The sequence below is a fragment of the Uniformispora flossi genome, from assembly GCF_049534875.1.
In the GTDB taxonomy this organism is placed as follows: Bacteria; Actinomycetota; Actinomycetes; order Streptomycetales; family Streptomycetaceae; genus Yinghuangia; species Yinghuangia aomiensis.
On the sequence record NZ_JBMULZ010000002.1, the window covers coordinates 40,682 to 61,573 of the forward strand.

The window sequence follows — 20,892 nt, forward strand, 5'->3', positions numbered from 1 at the left end:
GGGTCAGCCCTCGTGGACCAGGCTCACGTGCACCGCGTCCTCGCCCGCGGCACGCCGCTCGAGGAGCGCGATGCCGTGCTCGACGTCGTCCAGGCCGACATGCGTCCCAGCCATCGTGCGCGCGATCTCCGGGCGGTCGGCGAGCAGACGCACCGCCTGCTCCATCGACGACGGAGTCGAGCCCGCGCAGCCCTGGATCGACATGTTCTTCAGCGAGATCAGGTCGACCAGGACGCCGTCGACCGGGGTGAAGTGCTTGAGCCCGGCCAAGGCCACCCGGGCCCCCGACAGCGCGGTCAGATCGAGCGCCGTGCGGAACGCCGCGGGCACCGGCGTCAGGTCCATGACGACGCTCGCCATGCTGCCGCCGGTCAGTTCGCCGACGCGGGCGACGACGTCCTCCGCGTCCACGTCGACCATGTGGTGCACGCCGAGCGCGAGTGCGGTCTTCAGCCGCAGCTCGTCGGCGCCGGTCCCGGTCACGATGACCTGGCTCGCCCCGCACGCCAGCGCCGCCGCCGCACACAGCAGGCCCTGGTGGCCGGGGCCCTGCACGACCACGCGGTCGCCGGGGGAGACCCGCACCGACGCAACCCAGTTGAGAGCGTTGGCGAGCGGCTCGAACACGGTCAGCTCGGCCGCGGTCAGCGACTCCGGCGCCTTCATCAGGTGCGTGTTCGGCAGCAGCCGCAAGTACTCGCCGTAACCGCCCCACAAGCCGCCTTCATGGTCGGCGCCCATCGTGTAGCCGTACAGCTGGAGGTTCGTGCACAGCCCGGCACCGGCCAGACACGTCTTGCAACGCCCGCACTTGACGATCTCGTCGACGCACACCCGGTCGCCCTCGGCCAGGCCCCACGCGGCCGCGGCCTCCGGGGTGATCGCGTGGATCCGGCCGACGATCTCGTGCCCGGGCACCACCGGGCTCGCCTCGCCCGGCACGTGCTTCTGGCCGTGGAACTGCATCACGTCACTGCCGCACATACCGACGGCCTCGACCTTGAGCACCGCACCGCCGGGCGGAGGCGCGGGGACCGCGAACTCCCGGACCTCGTATGTTCCGTCCCCGAGGAAAACCGCCGCCCGCGCCGTGCCGCCCATCGCCGCTCCTCCGCTCGCCACACCCTGCAAAACCGATCACGCACGTCGAGTTGTCGAACGTGCGTGACGATTATTCGAAATATCGGCGGCGAGCGCCAGCCCCGGACCGCACCCGGCTCAGTCCGCCGGACCGATCCCCAGATACCGCTCCAGGTTGCGGTGCGTATTGATGACCCGCTTCTCCTCCTGCGACAGCACGATCTCCGTCAGCCCCGGCTGGTTCAGCCCCCGCTGAATCCCGGCCAGCACCGCCGCGTCCTGGTTCAGCACATAGCCCAGGTCGAGGTCCTCGAACGCGACCCGCAGATCCACCGGCTTCGCAAACGGCGCGCCCGCCGACGCCCGCCGGAACGCGAAGATGCCCATCTCCGCCGTCCCCGGCGCCGCACCGGGCCGCGCCACCAGCGCACTCAACGTGTCCGCCGTCACCAGCACCGAACAGTTCGGGAACAGGTTGTACTGGTGCAGCCGCATGATCCGGTCCGTGTCGAACCCCGACAAGTCCGACCCCTGGGTCGCCGCATGCGCCCGGATCCGCGCCGCGATCACATCGGCGACCGTCGACCCGTCCGGCACCTCCGGCACCGAACCCGGCTCGGACACGCCCATCCGCCCGCCCTGCGTCACCACGAACGAATCCCACACCTCGGCATCGCTCAGACCGTCCGCGAACCGCGGACTCGCCAACCCGTACAGCTGCTCCGACTTGCCGGTATGCCCCCACAACCGCTGCGGCGCGTTCACATCGTCGATGTTGCGCAGCAGTTCGGGATGCAGCGTCTGGATGTGATATGTCTCGCTGAACCCGTCCGCCACCGTCTTCCAGTTCGCCGCCACCTCGCCCACCACCGACGCCGTGCAACGGAATTCCTCCAGCCGCGCCCACGACACGTCCGCCGGCACGCCCTCCAGATACACGTCCAGACCGGGAGCCTCGAGGTCGAGGTTGACGAACACGAACGGCCCCCACGTGTCGACCTGCGCCGACAGCAGCGGGAATTCCGACAGCTTCAGCGAACCGAAGCCCTTCCGGCCCGGCACCCGGCGCAGCTGCCCGGCCAAGTCCCACGTCCACCCGTGGTAGCCGCACTTCAACTCCGCAAGCCCCGAACCGGAGCCGCTGCACAGGCTGTTCCCGCGGTGCCGGCACGCGTTCTGGAACGCCCGCAGCGTCCCGTCGCCGTCTCGCACGATCAGCACCGAGAACGGGCCGACCCGGTACTCGAACCAGTCCCCGGGCTCCGCGACATGGTCCACACAGCAGGCCAGCTGCCACGTCCGCGGCCACAAGCGGCGCAGCTCCAGTTCCGCGAACTCCGCCGAGGTGTAGCGGTGCGCCGGAATCCGCACGAGACCGGCCCCGGGGTCGACCGGCCCCGTCGCCGTGCCGTCGTCCTCCCCCTGGTGCAGCCGTGCGTCGGCGATCGCCGGGTGGTCCTGGGTCGCGGTCATCGGGGCCTCCTGCCGCGCCGCGTCGGGCGCGCGGCGCTCGCGGGGCGCAGAGTGCCACGGGCTCGCGGAGCGTACAAGGGTCGCGCTGTGCGACCGCGCAGGTCGACACGTGTGCACCTGGCCATCCGCCCGACAGCAGGCCCATCCGCACTAGCCACACGGCAAGTAAGAATCCCCGAAGAATAAGGGATCCCAGCAAAATTGACGCAGCATCAGGCTTGTCATCCGGCAATCCACGACGTACGTTCTGACACACAGCCCCACCGCACGACCCACCCGCACACGACCCGGGGGAGAGAACCCGCGATGGCCGCACCGGCACCCGAAGACACCTACGGCAAGGTGCTCTCGGCCGCCGTCGACCTGTTCGGCGAACACGGCTTCGCCGGCACCTCGCTGCAGGCCATCGCGGACCGCGTCGGCGTCACCAAAGCCGCGCTGTACTACCACTTCCGCACCAAAGACGAACTCCTCGACGCGCTCATGCGGCCCGCCCTCAACGACCTCGAACGCGTCCTCGACGACGCCGAACGCCGCAAAGGCGACGCGGCCCGCCAACGCGTCCTGTTCGAGGGCTACGTCGACTTCCTGCTGCGCTACCGCGCGCTCGCGGTGATCCTCCACCACGACGTCTCGGTCGGCACCCACCCCGCCGTCCGCCCCCGCCTCGGCTCGATCACCGCCCGCGTCGACGGCGTCCTGCAGGACCCCGCCCGGCCGGTCGAATACCGCGTCGCGGCAACCGTGGCCCTCGGCGGCTTCTACTCCGCCATCGCCACCTTCCCGCACCTGCCCGACCCCGAACTGCGAGCCGTGCTGCTGGACATCGTCCGCCGCCTGCTCACCCCCCGGCGCACCCGCAGCACCGCGCCCGCACCCTCCGTGCGCGCCGTCCCCGCGCACGGCTGACCGTCTCCGCCGCCCCGCGGCACCCGCGCGGCCCGCGACGCACCGCGGCCGCGCCCCCGCACATCCGCTCCACGGCTCCGCAGCTCCACGGCTCCACCGAACGCAGATCCACCGATCCACAGGTCACACCGACCGCCCCGGCAACAGGAGGCTCCCATGACGTGTCCGGTCATCCCGGCAGGCTTCGACCCGACCGACCCGGACCTGTACATCGAGCGCCTCCCGCTCGAGGAGTTCGCGTCCCTGCGCCAGACCGCGCCGGTGATCTGGGTCCCGCAGACCCCCGAGGTGTCCAACTTCGGCGACGACGGCTACTGGCTCGTCACCCGCCACGCGGACGTCAAGGAGGTGTCCACCAAGCCCGAGCTGTACTCGACGAACCGCAAGACCGCGATCATCCGCTTCGCCGAGGGCATGGACGTCAGCTCCATCGACGCCCAGAAGCTCATCATGATCAACATCGACCCGCCGGAGCACACCCGCCTGCGGTCGATCGTCCAGCGCGGCTTCACCCCCCGCGCCATCAACGCCCTCAAGGACGCCCTCACCGAGCGTGCCGCGCGCATCGTCCACGATGCCCTCAAGGAAGGCAGCGGCGACTTCGTCACCCAGGTCGCCTGCGAACTGCCCCTCCAGGCCATCGCCGAACTCATCGGTATCCCGCAGGAAGACCGCGGCCGCATCTTCGAGTGGTCGAACCAGATGCTCGGCTACGACGACCCCGAGTACGCCGCCGACTCCTCCGTCGGCGCCCAGGCCGCCGCCGAGGTCATGATGTACTCGATGGGCATGGCAGAAGAGCGCAAGGCCTGCCCCGCGCACGACATCGTCTCCAAGCTTGTTGCCGCGGAATCCGAAGGCTCGCTGTCCTCCGACGAGTTCGGCTTCTTCGTGCTCCTCCTCGCGGTCGCCGGCAACGAGACCACCCGCAACGCCATCACCCACGGCATGCTCGCGTTCTTTGACAACCCCGACCAGTGGGAGCTGTACAAGCAGTCCCGCCCGGACACCACCGCGGACGAAATCGTCCGGCACTCCTCGCCGGTCATGTCCTTCCAGCGCACCGCCACCGCCGACACCGTCCTCGGCGGCCAGGAGATCAAGGAAGGCCAGCGCGTCGGCATCTTCTACAGCTCCGCCAACTACGACCCCACCGTGTTCGAGAACCCGGAGAAGTTCGACATCACCCGGGACCCGAACCCGCACCTCGGCTTCGGCGGCGGCGGCCCGCACTTCTGCCTCGGCGCCAACCTCGCCAAGATGGAGATCAACCTGATGTTCGAAGCCATCGCCGACGCGATGCCGAACATCAGCAAGGCGGCCGAACCGCGCCGCCTCCGCCACGCCTGGATCAACGGCATCAAGGAACTCCAGGTCAACTACGCCTGACCACCCGGCCCGAGACGCCCCGCGCCTCACCCCGGAACCCCGGCCCGACCCGGCCGGCCCCATGAATGCCCCTCCGCCTACGGGAGCAGCGGAGGGGCATTCGTGTGCCCGCGAAAGCTATAAGTAACTGGCCCTTGCTGGCCTATCCCATAACCAACCCCCACAACCCCTCACCAGCAAGAAGAAGGGGAATCGCGCGGCGGGCGGCTCCGCGCGCCGGAGCCTCGCAACCTGCCGGGTGGCGGGGTCTCCGGCACACCACCCCGCTCGATGGCTCCGCCGTCGGCGGGTGTTCACGCGGAGGAGCGGGCGGATGTGTTGCGGGCGTCGGTGGCGACGTGCCGGGGCGGCGGAGGCATCCGAAGGCGAGCGCCTTGCCCCCCCGGCGACCGCCGGAATGTGTTTGTCCGCCCGTGCCGGCCCCACTAGCGTGCCGACGTGGACGATCTCTTCTCCCCGTCGTGGGCAGCCCTGCGTGAAGCCGTCGCCGCGCTGGAAAAGGAGGACTTCGCCCGGCCGTCGGGCTGCCGCGGCTGGCTCGTCCGCGACCTCGTCTGCCACTTGGTCATCGACGCGCAGGACGTCCTCATCACCCTGGCCACCCCGGCGGACGGCGCGCCGACCCGCGACGCGGTCACATACTGGAGCGTCACCCAGACGCCGCCCGACGGCAGCGACCCCCTCGACGCGCTGATCGTGCGGCTCGCCGCCGCGTACCAGGATCCTGCACTGCTCGCCTTCCATCTGGACGACATCGGCTCCGCAGCCGGCCGCGCCGCCGAACTGGCCGATCCCACGCTGCGCGTGGAGACCCAAGGCCACGTGCTCACCGCCCGCGACTACCTGGGCGCGTATGTCCTGGAGTGGACACTGCACCACCTCGACCTGGTCGCCTACCTGCCCGACGCCGCTGCGCCGCCCGCGCCGGGCCTGGCGCGGTCCCGCGCCATGCTCGAGCAGATCGCGGGAGCTGCCTTCCCGGCTTCGTTCTCCGACACGGACGCCCTTCTCGTGGGCACCGGGCGCCGCACCGCGACCGCGCCCGAGGAGGCCGAACTGGGGGAGTTGGCAACGCAGCTGCCGTTCGTCGTCGGCTGAGGTGCGGCACGTCAGGACGCTGCGGGATGATGCAGCCATGGCCGACTCGCCTCCCGAGGAACCCCGGTACCGCGCCCGCGACATCGTCGTGCTTACCGACGCGCACGAGGTCGTGCGGCGGCGCATCGGGATGTTCTTCGGTGCAGAACGCGACGACCCGCTGCTGCCGCTCCACGTGCTGCGGCACGCCGTCGACGACGCGCTGTCCGAACAGCCCGTCGGACCGGTGCTGCACGTCGACGTCGTGATCGCGTCGGACCACCGCTTCCACGTCGCCGACGACGGCCCCGGATTGCCGACACTGCCCCGCGCTGACGGAACCCCGTGCGCGGTGGCGATGTTCCGCCAACTGCTCACAGGCATGAACCCCCCCGCGGCATGGGCTTGGCGGTTCCGACCGCGTTGTGCTCGGCGGTGACGGTCTCGCTGTGCCATCTCGGTCGGGCTTATCGGCTCGACTCGGGCTACCGGCGCGGCACCGGGCTCGCCGATCTCGGCCCTGCCGAAGGGCACGGCACCGCCATCGAGTTCGTGCTCGACCGGACCTTCGTTCCGGACGGCTTGCCGGGGGACGCCGCGGACGCTCTCGCGAGCCCCCGCCCCGAAGGCGAGGGGTGTATCAAAGGCCGTGTCGATCTCCGTATCGAGGACCGCCGTTCGGGCGTGCGCTTGACGCGTCATCTGCTCCCCGGGTGGTCCGACCGCGCGTGATCCGTCGTTCCGTTCGGGGACATCGCGGACAAGCCGGGGCGCTGTGCCGCGTTCCGCGGATTGACGCATCCGGCGGCGCGGGTGGGCGCGTCTTGGAAGGGGATGTGGGGGGCCGGGTGCCCGGGCGGGGCGGGTGGCGGCGTCGCTAGGGTTTGCGGACGGCCCGGTGCGACGGGCGGCCCCCGGGCGGTTCCGGGGCCTCCGGGACCGACAGTGGTACGAGGAGATGCAGACGATGCGTGACCATGCCGCAGGCAAGGCGGCGGTGCTGATAGCCGCTTCGACGTTGCTTTTGGCCGGGTGCAGTGGTGGTTCGGGCGGGTCGAAGACGACGCCCAAGGCGGCTGCGAAGGACACCCCCGGGCAGGGCGGGGCGCAGGTGATGGTGGAGCTTCCCGATTTGACCGGGAAGGATTTGGCGGCGGCGACAGCGACGGCGAAGCAGTTGGGGTTCGCGTCGATCGGCTATCACGATGCGGTCGGGAAGAACCGGGCGCCGGTGCCGGACAAGACGTGGAAGGTGTGCGACCAGACGCCGAAGCCGGGTCCGTCGAGTGTGCAGGACAAGGTCGATTTCGGTGCGGTGCCGAGCAAGGAGAATTGCCTCGCGCAGCCGACGGTGAGTGCGCAGAAGTCGACGGGTGCGCCGACGAAGGCGTCGCCGACGGGTGGGGTGACGACGCCGCCGAGGAACGAGCCGACGCGGCCGGATCCGCGTCCGACCACGAAGAACCCGTTCCCGACGACGATCGTGTTCTACCGCAACTGTGCCGAGGCGCGGGCAGCCGGTGCGGCGCCGCTGCATGTCGGGGAGCCCGGGTATTCGCGGATGCTGGACCGGGACGGCGACGGGGTGGCGTGCGACCGCGGCTGAGTCGCGGGTTGTGTCAGGCGCGGCGGGTGCCGTGGTGGAGGACGGCGGCTGATGCGGTGGCTGCGAGGGATGCGGCGGCCATGCCGAGTGCGGTGATCCATGCGGCGTGGCCGGCGCCGTTGCCGGCTTGGCCGAGGTAGAGGCTGCCGAAGACGGCGACGCCGAGGACTTGCCCGAATTGGGTGACGGTGGCGAGGAGTCCGCCGGCGTCCGGGGCGTCGCCGGGTGGGACTTTGCGGAGGCCGAGGGCCATGACGGGGCTGTAGGCGGCGCCGAGGGGGATGCCGACGGCGGCGAGGGCGGCCATGACGACGGCTTGGTTGGCGTGTTCGTGCTGGGCCCAGCCGAGGGCGAGGTAGGCGGCGGCGACTATGGGCATGGCGAGTGCCGGGAGCAGGGCGTGGAAGCGCGCCGGGATTTTCTGCCAGTTGAGGCTGACGAGGGCGAAGGCGGCGGCGCCGGAGACGAAGACGAGTCCGGCGTGGAGGGCGGTGTAGCCGCGTCCGTTGTCGTGTCCGGCGGGGCCGGTGCCTTGGAGGTAGAGGGCGAGGGTGAAGAGGAATCCGGCGTAGGCGGTCATGGTGAGCAGCAGGGTGACGGCTGCGGGGGTGACGCCTGGGGTGCGGAGGAGGCGGCCGGAGACGAGGGGTGTGCCGCCGTGTTTTTCGGTGGTGTGTTCGATGCGGGCGAAGACGGCGAAGAGGATGCCGCCGGCGGCCATGGAGAGCCATCCCCAGAGGGGCCAGCCGTGTTCGTGGCCGAGGACGAGGGGGACGACGGTGAGGAGCATGGCGGGGGAGACGGCGAGGAGTCCGGGGAGGTCGAGGCCTCGTAGGCGGGTTCGGGTGGTGGTGGGTGCGGGGGTGTCGTCGGGGAGGAGTCGGGGGGTGAGGGTGAGGAGGGCGAGTCCGACGGGGACGTTGACGAGGAAGACGGGGCGCCAGGACCAGCCGAAGAGGTCGGCGCTGACGAGGAGGCCGCCGAGGATTTGGCCGGCGACGGCGCCTCCGGCGATGACGGCGGCGTAGAGGCCGAGGGCGCGGGCTCGGGCGGTGCCGTCGAAGGTGCGTTGGATGAAGACGAGGACTTGGGGGACCATCAGCGCTGCTCCGGTGCCTTGGATGGCGCGGGCGGTGATGAGGGTGGCGGTGCCGGGGGCGAGGCCGCAGGCGAGGGATGCGGCGGTGAAGACGGCGAGTCCGGTGAGGAAGAGGCGTCGGGTGCCGAGGGTGCGGCCGAGTCGGGCGCCGGTGACGATGAGGGCGGCGTAGGCGATGGTGTAGCCGGAGACGATGAGTTGGAGTGCGGATCCGGTGGCGTGGAGGTCGGTGCGGAGGGTGGGGCCGGCGACGTTGACGACGGAGACGTCGAGGAGGGCCATGAATTGGCCGGTGAGGACGGCGGTGAGGAGGAGTGCGGGGCGGGTGCGTGGTGGTGTGGTGGTGGGGGTGGCCGGGGTGGTGAGGGTGGTCATGGCGGCCACTTTTGCGGGTGGCGGGTACCGGTAACAGGAGTGCGGTTATCCGGGTATGGGCGGTACCTGGATGGCGGGTCCTGGGTGGGTGAGGATGGCCGGTATGAGTGCGGGTGAGCGTGGCGTGGCGTCGGGTTCGGTGGTGGGGTCGGCGGTTGGTGGGGATGTGCCGGTGGCGGGGCATGTGGTGCGTCGGGGCGAGTTGTCGGCGTTTTTGCGGTCGCGGCGGGAGCGGATCGGTCCGGCGGAGGTGGGGTTGCCGGTGGGGTCGCGGCGTCGTACGCCGGGTCTGCGGCGTGAGGAGGTCGCGCAGTTGGCCGGTGTGGGGGTGACTTGGTACACGTGGTTGGAGCAGGGGCGGCCGATCAAGGCGAGTGCTCAGGTGTTGGATGCGGTGGCGCGGACGTTGCGGATGGATGTGCCGGAGCGGGAGCACTTGTATCGGTTGGCGGGGATTCCTTCGGTGGCGTTGCCGGAGGTGGGGGATTGTGTGTCGGCGGAAGTGCCGGTGATTTTGGCGGCGTTGGATCCGTTGCCGGCGGCGGTGTACAACGCGCGGTGGGATGTGCTGGCGTGGAATGCGTCGTATGCGGCGTTGTTTCCGTCGGTGACGATGGCGCCGCGTGGTGAGTGCAATGTGATGTGGCATGTGTTTACGGGGTCGTTGTGCTGTAGTCCGTTTGTGGATGCGCCGGCGGAGATGCCGCGGTTGGTGGCGTCGTTGCGTCCGGCGTTCGGGCGGCATATCGGGGAGCCGGCGTGGTCGGCTTTTGTGGCGCGGTTGTGTGCGGCGAGTGGGGAGTTCGCGGCGATGTGGGCGCGTCAGGATGTGGCGGCGGCGGAGTCGCATGTGAAGCGGATGCGGCATCCGGATTTGGGGGAGTTGCGGTTGATGTCGACGCAGATGGCGTTGGCGGTTCCGGAGACGCGGATGACGGTGTACACGTCGGTGGACGAGGCGACGCGTGCGGAGTTGTTGCGTTTGCGGTCGGTTCCGTGGTTGCGGACGGGGTGTCCGGAGCACGGGTATCGGCGGTATCGGAATCCGGTGGGTCCGGATGCGGATGGGGCGGCGGGGGTGGCGCTGGGGGTGTCGGCTGCGGTGGCGGTGGTGTGAGCGGGCGTGTCGTCGGGTCGCGGTGGGGTAGTGCCGGTCCGGGGGTGGCGCGGCGACACTGCGGGGCGACATCGCCGGATCGGTGCCGTTGTGGCGGGTCGGCGCGCTAGCCTGCAAAGACATGGCATTGGGCCGCGTCCCGGCCCGTCAGCCGCTGTTTCCGGGGAGGGCCTATGGCCACCGGTGTCACCCCAGGCTCGCAGACGCGCGGCCTTGTGATCTGCACGCTTGTTTATTTGGTGATTGCGTCGTTGTACAGCGCGTTGTACGAACCCGCTCCGTGGATGTGGTTCGGCTGGAGTGTGATGGCGATCGTTTCGGCGGTCTTTCTGGTCACCGAGCGCGACTGACGGCGACCCTCCGCAGAAACGATCGTCCATGTCGGCGGGGAACCCGTCCGGCGGTATCCGTGTGCGCGCGGGCCGCCGGTCTTCCGGGGGTCACAGCACGAGCAGGTCGAACAAGCGGTCGAGTTCGGCGGCCGGGTTGGCGGTGAGGCCGCCGTGTACGGGCCCGGGCTGGACGACGGCGCTGCGCGGCGCCGTGAGCCAGCGGAAGCGGCGGCCGAGCGGTTCGGTGCCCGCGGGTCCGGCGCCGGGCGCGCCCGCGCAGACGAGTTCCCAGGCGGCGAGCGCGGCGCGGGTCTGCACGGTGTCCGCGGCGGGGTCGAGCACGCCGAGGCGGGCCACGTCGAGGTGGGTGCGTGCGCCGAGGAAGTCGAACGCCTGGCTGTAGAGGACGACGCCGGCGTTGATGCATTCGCCGCGGTCGACGCGGGGGATGAGCCGGATCAGCGCGTACTCGAAGAACTCGCGAGGCCGGGCCGGGGCTTCGGCGGTCAGCGTGGCCGCGGCGGGCGCGGTCGCGGGGACCGTGGCGGGCAGGTCCGGGACACTGGGGGTGGTGCGTGTGGAGGTCATGCGGCATCGACCTCGGGGAGCCAGGCCGCACGGTGGTCGATCCGTGCGAGCAGATGGTCGGAGTACGCGGCGCGGAGCGCGTCGGGGGAGTCGAGGCCGAGCGCGATCTCGCCGTCGCCGGGCTGCAGCCAGGCGTCGGGGACGAGTGCGGTGACCTCGGCCAGCAGCTCGGGGGTGATCTGCGGGGCGAGGACCTTGTCGGCGTCGTGCAGGTGCCCGGCCGCGGTCGGGGCGAGCACGTGGTCGGACGCGTCGTAGGGCCGCGCGGCGGCGGCCTTCGCTGCCGACCAGGCGTGGTGGAACCACAGCGCGGCGCCGTGGTCGATGAGCCACAGCTCGCCGTGCCAGACCAGCAGGTTCGGGTTGCGCCACGTGCGGTCGACGTTGCTGGTGAACGCGTCGAGCCACAGCACGCGTGCCGCGGTGACCGGGTCCGGCTCCCACGCGGCCGGGTCGAAACCGACCGCGCCCGGCAGGAAGTCCATGCCGAGGTTCAGCCCGCCGGACGCCTGCAGCAGGTCCTGGACCTCCTCGTCGGGCTCGCTGCGGCCGATCACCGGGTCGATGTCGAGACCGACGAGGTCGGGCACCCGCAGACCGAGCCGGCGCGCGAGTTCACCGACGACGACTTCGGCGACCAGGACCTTGGGGCCCTGGCCGGCACCGCGGAACTTGGCGACGTACGTGCCGAGGTCGTCGGCTTCGACGATGCCGGGCAGCGAGCCGCCTTCGCGCAGCGGCGTGACGTAGCGAATGGCGTGGACGAGGGGGAGCACGAGGCCAGCCTAGGGCGTTCCGGGGTGATCTTGATACCGCCGCGGGGGGCGGGGCAGTGGTGTGAAGGCGGCGACCGGGGTGGGGCGGCTCGATGGTGGTGCCGGGCCAGGGGAGCGCGGCGTTGCGGGCCGACTGCTGTGCCGGTGCGGAGTTGCGGGTGGTGCCTGGTGCGGGGCGGGGATTCCCTCGGGCAGGGTCCGATGTGTGGCGGCGGGGTTGCTTCGAACCTCGGGCGTGCTGGGCTGTCATGCCGCGTCATGGGCGGTCCGGCGGGCCGCTCCGCTGCCGTCCGCGCCGACTGAGCGCTTTCCCGTGCCGGCCCCGCGGCAGCCCCGCAATTTCGCTTTCCCCGCCCCGCCGGGTCCGTCACCCTGGCGCCATGTCCGTTCTCGTCCTGGCTCCGCGGAGTACCGAAACCGACCGGCAGCTGGTGGGTGCCGCGCTGCGCCGCGGCCTGCGTGCCGAGCGTTTGTCCGGCTGGCGTGTTCCGCGGGAGCTGCGTGGTGTGGCGGCGCATGTGTACGCGGGTTCGTTGTTCGCCGATGCGGTGGCCGGCGAGCTGGGTGTTGCGCTGCTGGAGGTGCCGGAGACGTGGCTGTCGGGTGTGTCTGCGGAGTTTTTGGGGCGGCGGGTGTGGGCGGCCACGCTGGCGGAGTTGCGGGCCGGGTTCGCGGGCCCGCTGTTCGTGAAGCCGCCGAACGAGAAGCGGTTCGCGGCCCGCGTGTATGCGGATGCCGGGGCGTTGCCGTCGCCGGAGCTGGTCGACGCGGGCGCGCTTGTCCTGGTGTCCGATGTGGTGTGCTTCGGTGCGGAGTTCCGTGCGTTCTGCCTCGACGGGCGGGTGGTGGCGGTCAGCCGCTACGCCGTGGACGGCGATCTGGCGGTGGTGCCCGCGGACGAGTGCCCGGACGGTGCGGAAGCGTGGGCGTTCGCGCAACACGTGCTGGACGCGGAGGCGGGGCGGCTGCCGAGTGCCGTGGTCGTCGACGTCGGCCGCATCGGCGCGGCGGAGCCGGGGCTGCCGCAGAGTGCCGGTGTCGGCGGGTGGGCGGTGGTCGAGGCGAACGCCGCCTGGGCTTCCGGCGGCTACGCGTGCGATCCGGACGCCGTGCTGGAGGTGGTGCTGCGTGCGGCCGGTCCGGCCGGGGAAGTGCGTGCCCGTGACGCGGGCTTCGTGCGTGCGGCGGCTGTCGTGGAGGGCTGAACGCCCGCGGCGGGCCCGGTGCCGGGCATGCCGCGGGGGCGCGGTCGGTGACCGCGCCCCCGGGTTGTGTGCTTGCGGGTGTGGTGGGGTCAGCCCCGGCGTCCCAGGCGGTCCATGATGAGCACGCCGTCGTTGCTCAGCAGGAGTCCCGCGGTGTTCTTGCCGAAGTAGGCGGTGATGCGGCCTTCCTGGTACGGCCACAGGGGCACGTCCTGGGCGAGCTGCTTGGCCAGTTCGGTGTACGCGGCTTGGCGCTGCGCCGGGTCGCTGGTCTTGCGGCCCTGGTCGAGGGCGGCGTCGGCCTGGGGGTTCTTGTAGGAGAGGAAGTTGCTGGGGCTGGTGGAGTACAGGTAGCTGTACACCGTCGGTTCGACGTCGGAGACCGTCCAGTTGTGCATCGCGGCCTGGAAGTTGCGCTGCACGCGGACCGTGTTGGTGTACGTGACGATCGCCTGGGTCTCGGTCTTGACGCTGATGTTCTTGAGGGTGTTCAGCTGGGTGAGGATGTACTCGCCGGTCTTGCCTGCCTGGTTGTTCTGCGGGAGCAGGTAGGTGAAGCTCAGCGGCTTGCCTTCGGCGGCGAGTTCGTCGAGGAGGCGCTGGGCTTCGGCGCGGTTGGCGGCGGGCATGCCGGGGGTTCCGGGGGCGACGAGGGGGCTGTCGCTGGGGAAGATGCTGGTGCCGGGAACGCCCTGGTTGGTGAACGCGATCTTGTTGATGTCGTTCGGGTCGAGGGCGAGGGCGACGGCCTTGCGGGCGCGCGGGTCGTCGAACGGCGGGCGCGAGGCGTTGAAGACGATGGCTTCGCCGACGATGACGGGGACCTGGGTGATGCCGAGTCCGCGGTCCTTGGCCTTGGCGGCGTCGGTGGAGCTGACGGTGACCTTGAGGTCGCCGCGGCCGGCGGCTATGCCGTTGAGGGCCTGCTCGCTGTCGCTGAGGACGCGAAAGGTGACCTTGTCCAGGAGCGGCTTGCTCGGACCCTGCCAGTAGGTGGGGTTCTTGGCGAGGGTCATGTGGCTGTCGCGGACCCACTCGCTGATGGTGAACGGCCCGGCGCCGACCGGGTGCGCGGCGAAGCCCTGCGGGTCCTTCTGCAGCGCGGTCGGCGAGGGGATGAACGCGAGCGACGACGCGACGACGCGGTCGAAGTTGGCGTTCGGCGCCTTGAGGGTGACCTTGAGGGTCAGCGGGTCGACGACCTCGGTGGAGGCGATCGGGGCGGCGGCGCCGGCGACGAGGGAGCGCCGTTCGGGGTTCTTGTGCTCGTCCCAGGTCCACTTCACGGCGGCGGCGTCGTAGGGGGTGCCGTCGGTGAACTTGATGTTGGGCTTGATCTTGAGCGTCCACACGGTGCCGGTGGGGTCCGCGGTGAGGCTTTCGCCGGTCTGCGGAATCGCCTTTCCGGTTTTCGGCTCGCTGTAGAAGAGCGAGTCGTAGATGGCGTTCAGGCGTGAGCTGTCGACGTAGTAGTTGCTGATCGCGCCGAACGGGTCGATCTTCGCCATGTCGGTGACGGCGATGATCTCGAGGGAGCCGCCGGGCTTCGCGGCCGCGGTCGCGGCGGCTTCGGCGCCGGCCGGGGAGCCGCTGTTCTTGCTGCTGCCGCCTCCGCCGCAGGCGGTGGCGACGAGGGCGAGGGCGGCCACGCCGGCGGCCAGGGCGCCTGCTCTGCGCTTGCGGCGGCGTGGGGTCGGTGCGTGGTGCATGGGACGTCCTTCCGGGAGCTGGCGCACGCGGCCGGGGATGCGACAGATACGGAACCGGATATTCCGTTTCCGTGGCATGCCGCAGGAGCCGCGCTCTCAACTGTTCGGGCATGCCTAACTGACGGAGCGTCAGAAGTCCAGATCCCGCGCGGATGCGAGCAGTTGTTGGCACGCCGTGCCAGGCCGCGGGCCCGGAATCGGCACCTATTCCGGGCCCGGCAGAGGTCCCACGGGGCGGGGCGCTACGGTTTGCGGCCCCAGATGTACACCTGGTCACCGGTACGCGTCACCGAAAACAACGCCTTCGCGTCCGAGTAGCGCATGTTCACGCAGCCGTGCGACCCCGGCGGATCCGACATCGCGCCCGCGTACGCGTGGAACGCCTGCCCGCCGTCGAAGTACTGCGAGTACGGCATCGACACGTTGTACAGCGTCGACCACTCCTTGACCTTCTTGGCGTAGATCTTCTTCATCCCCGCACGCGTGGGAAAAGCCTTGCGGCCGCTGCGGATCGGCACCGGCCCGAACGTCCGCTCGCCGGCCTTGTCCTGCACCCACATCGTCTGGTGCGTCAAATCCACACACACGATCCGCACATACCCGCGCGGACACGACTGCGGCGGAGACGCCGCCGCCTCGGCCGCCGGAGCCAACGCGAACACCAACGCCCCGGCCATCGAAGCCGAAACCAGCGCATGACGCCACGGCCGAGCCGCGGAACGCGCAACGAGACGCATGGGAAACAACTCCAAAACTCGCACTCGCAACCGACAACACGATCCCGGCCTCGGAACAGCCACCCGAGGCGGCCCCGGCCGGAAAGGCCACCAGCATCGCGGCCCGAACCGGCCTGACGCACCTCGGCGTTCACCCGCATGGATGACGTTCGGCCAGTCGGCGGCGTGATCCGGCCGAGACCGGGACCGAGGCCAAGGCCGGGGGAGGAACGAGAGGCGGGGCCGCGCCGAACCCGAGACAGGCCGAGCCTGTGCGGAGTCCAACGGAAACGAGTCGGGGGTGGTACCGGGACGGGCGACCGGCGGGCCGCGGCCGGCCCCGGGAGCTCGACGGGGCCTCCGTCGGCGACCCGCCCTGCTACTTTCGTCGGTCCACGCGTCGACCTGCGGCCGTAGTCGCCACCGGGCCCCGCGGCCAGCATGGAACCATGAAAAAGCTCCTGGAAACCGCCGGATTCGTCCTGGCCGTCATCGGCCTGGGCGGCATCGTGCACCACTTCTTCGGCTGGTTCCGGTTGTGGACGGTCCTGCACCACATCCCATTCCTGCACGGCACCGTGCTGCTGTGGTCCAACATCGTCCTCGTCGTCATCGGCGCCGCCCTGATGATCGCCTCCGACTCGGTCGGCGACCGCACCGACCGACCCCGCCCCTCCATACCGTGAAAACCCCTCGCGCCCTTGCCCGGCGGCCTGGCACCGTCGCCGGATGACCGCGCCGTACGAGATCCGCGCCGACCACGACAACCGCACCATCGTCGTCTACCAGGCCTACCCCGCCGCCGTCGCCGACGGCGCACTCGCCGCCGGCCGCTTCGTGCCGCCCTTCTCGTTCGGCCGCATGACCTGGATCAAACCCTCGTACCTGTGGCTCATGCACCGCAGCAACTGGGCCCGCAAGCCCGGCCAGGAACGCATCCTCGCCATCCGCATCACCCGCACCGCCTGGGACCACGCCCTGACCCACGGCACCCTCACCACCCGCCACCCCGAGGAGGTAGCCCGCGCCGACATCCACATCCAATGGGACCCCGAACGCTCCCTCCGCGGCGCCGCCCTCAACCACTACAGCATCCAAGTCGGCATCGGCCGCACCCTCATCCGCGCCTACGCCGACGACTGGACCACCGACATCACCGACCTGACCGCCCGCACCCGCACCATCGCCGACCTGCTCCGCACCGGCCGCCACACCCAGGCACGCCGCCTCCTCCCACCCGAACGGCCGTACCCGAACCTCCCCGCGAGCCTCACGGACGGACGCTGACGACCGCGGCAACTCCGCACAGCGGTCGGCCGGGACAAGCAGCGATACGGCCTGCAACGGGAGAGGGGCGTGCGTTGCACAGGGAACGGCGCGGGCCGGCAGATTCCCGCGATGAGCATGAAGGAGCGTGCTAGCGCCGCTGCTGAAAGGAGGCACTCATCCGGCGGGGTTCGTGGGGGCCGACCAAGCCGGGGGCGGTATGTGCGCGGGCCCTGCACGGTGGCCGGCCTGGCGGCCCTCCGCCGCGCAGCCGTGCACCGCAAGATGCGGGCCTGACACGCCCGGACCGGTACGCGGTCGGACGCGCACGAGCCCGCAACGCCGCCTTGAGACTTCGGAATCCGTGGACGCGGTGGTGACGCTTCCGGTGGCTCCGGGCAGGGCGCGGACGCGATGCGCCGGCTGGACGCGCGCAATTGCGCTGTGCCTCCGGTGATCCATCCTTCGCTGTCCGGGGTTTCTGAAACGGGCAGCTCGCGACACGGAGCCGCACCATCGCGGGACGCATGGCCTAGCCTGCTGGACGCCGTTGACCAATCGTGCTGTTGGAGGTTCTTGCCGTGCTCGTCTCGGACCCCTTTGCGCCTCCGCCGGAGTCTGCACGCGAAGAGGCGGCCGCTCGCCGCAGGTCGCGGCGGTGGCTTCTCGGGGCCGCGCCAGGGCTGCCGGCGGCGGGGGTGGCGGGGGTGGCGGGGGTGGCGGGCCGGCGGGCGGTCGAATTCAGGGACGGCACAGGCAGCGGTCCGTCCATCGCGGGCACCCACGAGAGTGCGGGACGCTGGTTCGAACGTCACCGCGGCGAGTATGCGGACGTCCTCGCCCGCATCCAGGCGGGTGAGTTGGGGGCGCCCGAAACGTGGGACTACTACGGGCCGCGACTGCCGCGAGGCCGCCGGAATCTGTCCGTCACCGGCAGGGTTTCGCAGCTGGGGGGCGCGGACCGGCAGTCTTCGGCGCGGGCCTCGGGGTTCTTCTTCCCGACCTGGACCGGCATACCCGACGACGCCGTCGGCATCGCCTGGCTGGACGCGGTACCGACGCCGAGAACCGAGTTCGACGGCTACGGCATGCTCGTCTATCCGCACCTCGACCTCGACGGCGGCTGGTGGTACTTGGACAACGCCCTGGACTGACCGCGCCCCGCCGCGTCCGCCGGCAACCCCCAAGGCCGGCTCGGCGCCGTGCTCGGCGAGCTGATGGAGACACACGGCGAGCCGTTCCCCGCCCTCACCGCGGCCCTCGCCTCGGCAGCCGGGTCCGCGGACCAGGACCCAGGCCTGGGACTTCGGCCGCGACCGCATCCTCGTCGGCCTGGCCACACTGATCGACGTACGCAACCGGTAACCCCCGCGGAAGCCGGGCGGTCCTGCCTTCATGCGTCCCGAGTGCGGTGCGCAAGAAGGCAGGCCGCCGCCGGGGTACGACGCGGCCGCACAGGGCCCCCACGCCCCCACGCCCCCACGCCCCCACGCCGTCGCACTGCCGGGTGGCCGCCGGGTCGGCGCACCCCGGCGCGGCGCGGGCGTTTCCCGCCGATCACACCCGGGCCGACACCGCTCCCTCGCCGTCCGCCGCCCACTTCGCGCACACCGCGGTGACCGACTCGAACACGCGCAGGTGCTCGTCGCTGTGCGAGAGCGGCCCCGGCTCGCTCGAGAACTTCGCGATCACGACGTCGGAATCCGGGGCAAGCCACAGGTACTGGGCGAAGATCCCTCTGCAACGTCCTCACCTGCATCCCCGAACGCGAGGTATACGACGTCGTGTTCCGCCTCGTAGCGCGACGAGGTCAAACCTGCGGCGACTCCGAAGGCGACTCGCCCGCGGACGGGACCCCGACGTGCGCGACCAACGCCGCGTGCAGCGGCAGCCACGCCGCACCCGCGCACCGAGCCGCGACCTCGTCCGGGGACAGCCACGCGGCCTCCACGGCCTCGGTGCCGGACGGGGGAGCGGTCGGCGCCCCGACACCGTCGAGTCGTGCCGTGTGGAACGCCAGGAAGTCCCGCTTCGGATAGCGGTGCCCCGGCGGGGGAGCATCCAGCAGCTCGATCGTCTGGCCGCCGAACAACCGCAACGCGTCCGACGGCAGCTCCAACCCCGTCTCCTCCGCGAGTTCCCGCGCCGCGCCCTCGCACGGCGACTCCCCAGGCTCCAGATGCCCGCCCGGAACCTCCCACGCGCGACCCGGCACCGCGACCCGCGTCACCAGCGTCCGCCCCACCGCATCCACCACCAGCGTGAACGCCGTGGTCACCGCGAACCCGTCGGGAACCGCGTCACAGACCATCACTTCCATCCGATGCGGCAACGCCAACCACGGCACCGTCCCCGCCGCCAACACCCGAGCCCTCACACGTCCTCCCGCCACCATCAACCGGGGCGCCCCAAGCGCCCGCACCGAGATCCCTTCCCGACGCCCCGACCACCGCACCGACCACCGCACCGAACCGGCAGCGTGCTGCGGCCGTTCGATGTCGGACGCGCGGCCGCAGCGCGATCGCGGATCGTGGTCTCCCGTCCCGCCTGCACGATCGGAAGCCGTTCCTGCAGGCTGGAGCGGCGCGGCCCACGGCCACACGGAGCCCGAACACCGCCACGAGCCCAGACCGGGCCGCGGCCCCGGCCCGGCGCGACCGAAAGCCCGCCCCCGGCCTACTCCCGCCCCGCCTCCGCCGACGCCGCCCCAGCGGCCCGCTGCGTCAGCCCCGCCGTCAGGTGAATCAGCTGATCGGTCAACTGCTCGATCCGCGTCCGCGAACGGTCCGCCTCCCCGCGAGCCGTGTCCAGCGCCGCCTCGGTCGCCGACAAACGCGCCTGCAACGCGGCGAGTTCCGCACGCGCAGCGTCCGCGTCCGCACGGACCCGTGCCGCGTCCGCGGCCAGCCGCTCCGCCTCCTCACGCGCCGCCGCGGCCTGCCCCACCGCAGTGTCACGCTCGGCCAAGGCGTCCCGCGCCGCGGACTCGGCCGCACCCCGCGCCGCTTCCGCGTCGGCCGCCGACACCTCCGCCGCAGCCTGCGCACGGGACGCCTCCTCGGCACGCGACCGCGCCGCGTCACGCTCCACGCCCGCTTCCCGGGCCGCCGCCTCGGCAGCCTCCGCCCGGGACTCGGCCTGGCCGCGCGCCTGCTCGGCGTGGTCCGCGCGCGCCGCCGCCCGCGCGGCATCGTCACGCGCCTGCGCCGCACGCGACTCCGCCTGCTCGCGCGCATCCCGTTCGGTGGCGGCGCGGGCCGCCGCCAAGTCCCGCTCGGCACGTGCGGCTTCGGCTGCCTCCGCGGCGCGGTCCGCCTCCAGAAGCGCACCGTCACGCGCGGTCTCCGCGGCCGCGGCCTCGGCGCGCGCCGCGTCGGCAGCCGCCTGCGCCTCGTCGCGTTCCGCGTAGGCCAGCTGTGCTTCCGCGCGGGCCGCCTCGGTCTCGGCGAGCGCGGACCGTTCGGCCTCGCGGGCCGCCTCCCGCCCCGTGTGAGCGGCGGCCACCTGGCTCGCGGCCTCGGCACGCACCTCCGCGATCTGCCGTTCCACACCCGACGCACTCAGTTCCCCGGACAGCGCGTCGGCGAGCGCGTCGGCGAGCTGCTCCATGCGCTCGACCATCTCCCACGTACGCGCCACCTGCCCGGGCAGCCCCGGCGCGTACCGCTGCCGCTGCCGGGCGTTGCGCGCAGCCTTCAAACAGGCCCCGTCGTTGTCCTGGCAGTACCGGAACGGCCGCCCCGCCCCCGGCTTTTGCACCACAGGCCGCCCGCAATGGGCACACGGTCGCGTATCGGTCGTCTCGTCCACGGTGATCACCCTAGAGCCTGCGTCCCCCGGCTCCCGCGGTACGGCGCAGGACCTCCCGCGCCCGCGCCCTGCCGGCCGACAGCACCTGAGCGATGCGTGCACCCGCAGCGCGAGACGGGCCGGAACCGCTCCGCTCCCAGGAGGCCTGCTCGCCGCCGTGTCCGCGTGCTCCCGGGCGGCACCGCCGCCGCGGCCGCTCGACGAGTCGGCCCGTTTCGGGAGCGCGAGCGCTGGGGGACGGACGACGGCACCTCCCGGACCAACCGGTGATGCGGCTTCCGGGGCCCGGGGAGACGCGCGTGCAGTCGATCGGGCGGGCCCCGGAAGCCCCGCGTACCCCTACCGCCGGGCGGTGAAGTCCGCGG

At 71.6% G+C, this 20,892-nt stretch carries 22 protein-coding genes; 12 read left to right on the forward strand and 10 right to left on the reverse strand.

All coding sequences use genetic code 11. The features are described 5' to 3' along the window. Positions 1–3: 3 nt before the first annotated feature. Together ACPA54_RS04420 and ACPA54_RS04425 are read right to left on the reverse strand one after the other, a co-directional pair. Positions 4–1,101: a zinc-dependent alcohol dehydrogenase gene (locus ACPA54_RS04420; protein WP_423526968.1), complete on the reverse strand. Its 1,098-nt coding sequence runs from the start codon at positions 1,099–1,101 to the stop codon at positions 4–6. A gap of 117 nt (positions 1,102–1,218) precedes the next feature. Beyond that, positions 1,219–2,553, reverse strand: a complete 1,335-nt coding sequence (locus ACPA54_RS04425; RefSeq protein WP_423526970.1) for an aromatic ring-hydroxylating oxygenase subunit alpha — start codon at positions 2,551–2,553, stop codon at positions 1,219–1,221. Positions 2,554–2,859: 306 nt separating this feature from the next. Between ACPA54_RS04425 and ACPA54_RS04430 the strand changes: the two genes are divergently transcribed. The 6 genes from ACPA54_RS04430 to ACPA54_RS04455 all read left to right on the forward strand — a co-directional run bounded on the left by ACPA54_RS04430 (position 2,860) and on the right by ACPA54_RS04455 (position 7,534). Then, positions 2,860–3,462 (forward strand): TetR/AcrR family transcriptional regulator, encoded by a 603-nt coding sequence (locus ACPA54_RS04430; protein ID WP_423526972.1) that lies wholly within the window; start codon positions 2,860–2,862, stop codon positions 3,460–3,462. A 156-nt stretch (positions 3,463–3,618) separates the two neighbouring features. Then, a complete protein-coding gene (locus ACPA54_RS04435; protein ID WP_423526974.1) occupies positions 3,619–4,851 on the forward strand; it encodes a cytochrome P450 in 1,233 nt (410 codons plus the stop codon). Positions 4,852–5,289: 438 nt separating this feature from the next. Beyond that, positions 5,290–5,949, forward strand: coding sequence for a maleylpyruvate isomerase N-terminal domain-containing protein (locus ACPA54_RS04440; RefSeq protein ID WP_423526976.1), 660 nt, complete (start codon positions 5,290–5,292; stop codon positions 5,947–5,949). Positions 5,950–5,986: 37 nt separating this feature from the next. Then, the gene (locus tag ACPA54_RS04445) at positions 5,987–6,367 is read left to right on the forward strand and encodes an ATP-binding protein (RefSeq protein WP_423526978.1); all 381 of its coding nucleotides are present in this window, start codon (positions 5,987–5,989) and stop codon (positions 6,365–6,367) included. Then, positions 6,364–6,660: a hypothetical protein gene (locus ACPA54_RS04450; protein ID WP_423526980.1), complete on the forward strand. Its 297-nt coding sequence runs from the start codon at positions 6,364–6,366 to the stop codon at positions 6,658–6,660. Before ACPA54_RS04445 ends, ACPA54_RS04450 begins: the two co-directional genes overlap by 4 nt. A gap of 235 nt (positions 6,661–6,895) precedes the next feature. Further along, on the forward strand, positions 6,896–7,534 hold the full coding sequence (locus ACPA54_RS04455) for an excalibur calcium-binding domain-containing protein (protein ID WP_423526982.1): 639 nt from the start codon (positions 6,896–6,898) through the stop codon (positions 7,532–7,534). 13 nt (positions 7,535–7,547) lie between these two features. On the opposite strand, the gene ACPA54_RS04460 is transcribed toward ACPA54_RS04455, so the two are convergent. After that, positions 7,548–9,008, reverse strand: coding sequence for an MFS transporter (locus ACPA54_RS04460; RefSeq protein ID WP_423526984.1), 1,461 nt, complete (start codon positions 9,006–9,008; stop codon positions 7,548–7,550). Positions 9,009–9,111: 103 nt separating this feature from the next. Between ACPA54_RS04460 and ACPA54_RS04465 the strand changes: the two genes are divergently transcribed. Together ACPA54_RS04465 and ACPA54_RS04470 are read left to right on the forward strand one after the other, a co-directional pair. After that, positions 9,112–10,125 (forward strand): helix-turn-helix transcriptional regulator, encoded by a 1,014-nt coding sequence (locus tag ACPA54_RS04465; RefSeq protein WP_423526986.1) that lies wholly within the window; start codon positions 9,112–9,114, stop codon positions 10,123–10,125. Positions 10,126–10,298: 173 nt separating this feature from the next. Next, positions 10,299–10,475: a hypothetical protein gene (locus ACPA54_RS04470; protein ID WP_345677589.1), complete on the forward strand. Its 177-nt coding sequence runs from the start codon at positions 10,299–10,301 to the stop codon at positions 10,473–10,475. Between the two features lie 90 nt (positions 10,476–10,565). On the opposite strand, the gene ACPA54_RS04475 is transcribed toward ACPA54_RS04470, so the two are convergent. Both ACPA54_RS04475 and ACPA54_RS04480 read right to left on the reverse strand, forming a co-directional pair. After that, the gene (locus tag ACPA54_RS04475) at positions 10,566–11,045 is read right to left on the reverse strand and encodes a DUF3037 domain-containing protein (RefSeq protein ID WP_423526988.1); all 480 of its coding nucleotides are present in this window, start codon (positions 11,043–11,045) and stop codon (positions 10,566–10,568) included. Next, on the reverse strand, positions 11,042–11,821 hold the full coding sequence (locus ACPA54_RS04480) for a HipA family kinase (protein ID WP_423526990.1): 780 nt from the start codon (positions 11,819–11,821) through the stop codon (positions 11,042–11,044). Before ACPA54_RS04480 ends, ACPA54_RS04475 begins: the two co-directional genes overlap by 4 nt. A gap of 380 nt (positions 11,822–12,201) precedes the next feature. Here ACPA54_RS04480 and ACPA54_RS04485 point away from each other — a divergent pair, with 380 nt between their 5' ends. After that, positions 12,202–13,026 carry an ATP-grasp domain-containing protein gene (locus tag ACPA54_RS04485; RefSeq protein WP_423526992.1) on the forward strand — a complete coding sequence of 275 codons (825 nt, stop codon included), beginning with the start codon at positions 12,202–12,204 and terminating at the stop codon, positions 13,024–13,026. Positions 13,027–13,115: 89 nt separating this feature from the next. Here the strand turns inward: ACPA54_RS04485 and ACPA54_RS04490 are convergent, their stop codons facing one another. Further along, entirely contained in the window at positions 13,116–14,735 is a 1,620-nt protein-coding gene (locus ACPA54_RS04490; protein WP_423526993.1) for an ABC transporter substrate-binding protein, read from the reverse strand. Between the two features lie 242 nt (positions 14,736–14,977). After that, a complete protein-coding gene (locus ACPA54_RS04495) occupies positions 14,978–15,472 on the reverse strand; it encodes a L,D-transpeptidase (RefSeq protein ID WP_423526995.1) in 495 nt (164 codons plus the stop codon). A 428-nt stretch (positions 15,473–15,900) separates the two neighbouring features. Here ACPA54_RS04495 and ACPA54_RS04500 point away from each other — a divergent pair, with 428 nt between their 5' ends. From ACPA54_RS04500 to ACPA54_RS04510, 3 genes are all read left to right on the forward strand, one after another. After that, positions 15,901–16,137, forward strand: coding sequence for a hypothetical protein (locus ACPA54_RS04500; RefSeq protein WP_423526997.1), 237 nt, complete (start codon positions 15,901–15,903; stop codon positions 16,135–16,137). 43 nt (positions 16,138–16,180) lie between these two features. After that, positions 16,181–16,738, forward strand: a complete 558-nt coding sequence (locus ACPA54_RS04505; RefSeq protein ID WP_423526999.1) for a DUF4291 domain-containing protein — start codon at positions 16,181–16,183, stop codon at positions 16,736–16,738. A gap of 695 nt (positions 16,739–17,433) precedes the next feature. Beyond that, positions 17,434–17,871, forward strand: coding sequence for a hypothetical protein (locus ACPA54_RS04510; protein WP_423527001.1), 438 nt, complete (start codon positions 17,434–17,436; stop codon positions 17,869–17,871). A 403-nt stretch (positions 17,872–18,274) separates the two neighbouring features. Here ACPA54_RS04510 and ACPA54_RS04515 read toward each other — a convergent pair whose 3' ends face one another. The 3 genes from ACPA54_RS04515 to ACPA54_RS04525 all read right to left on the reverse strand — a co-directional run bounded on the left by ACPA54_RS04515 (position 18,275) and on the right by ACPA54_RS04525 (position 20,416). Next, positions 18,275–18,409, reverse strand: a complete 135-nt coding sequence (locus ACPA54_RS04515) for a hypothetical protein (RefSeq protein WP_423527003.1) — start codon at positions 18,407–18,409, stop codon at positions 18,275–18,277. Positions 18,410–18,527: 118 nt separating this feature from the next. After that, positions 18,528–19,028, reverse strand: coding sequence for an NUDIX hydrolase (locus ACPA54_RS04520; protein WP_423527004.1), 501 nt, complete (start codon positions 19,026–19,028; stop codon positions 18,528–18,530). Between the two features lie 365 nt (positions 19,029–19,393). After that, positions 19,394–20,416, reverse strand: coding sequence for a hypothetical protein (locus tag ACPA54_RS04525; protein ID WP_423527006.1), 1,023 nt, complete (start codon positions 20,414–20,416; stop codon positions 19,394–19,396). Between the last annotated feature and the right edge of the window lie 476 nt (positions 20,417–20,892).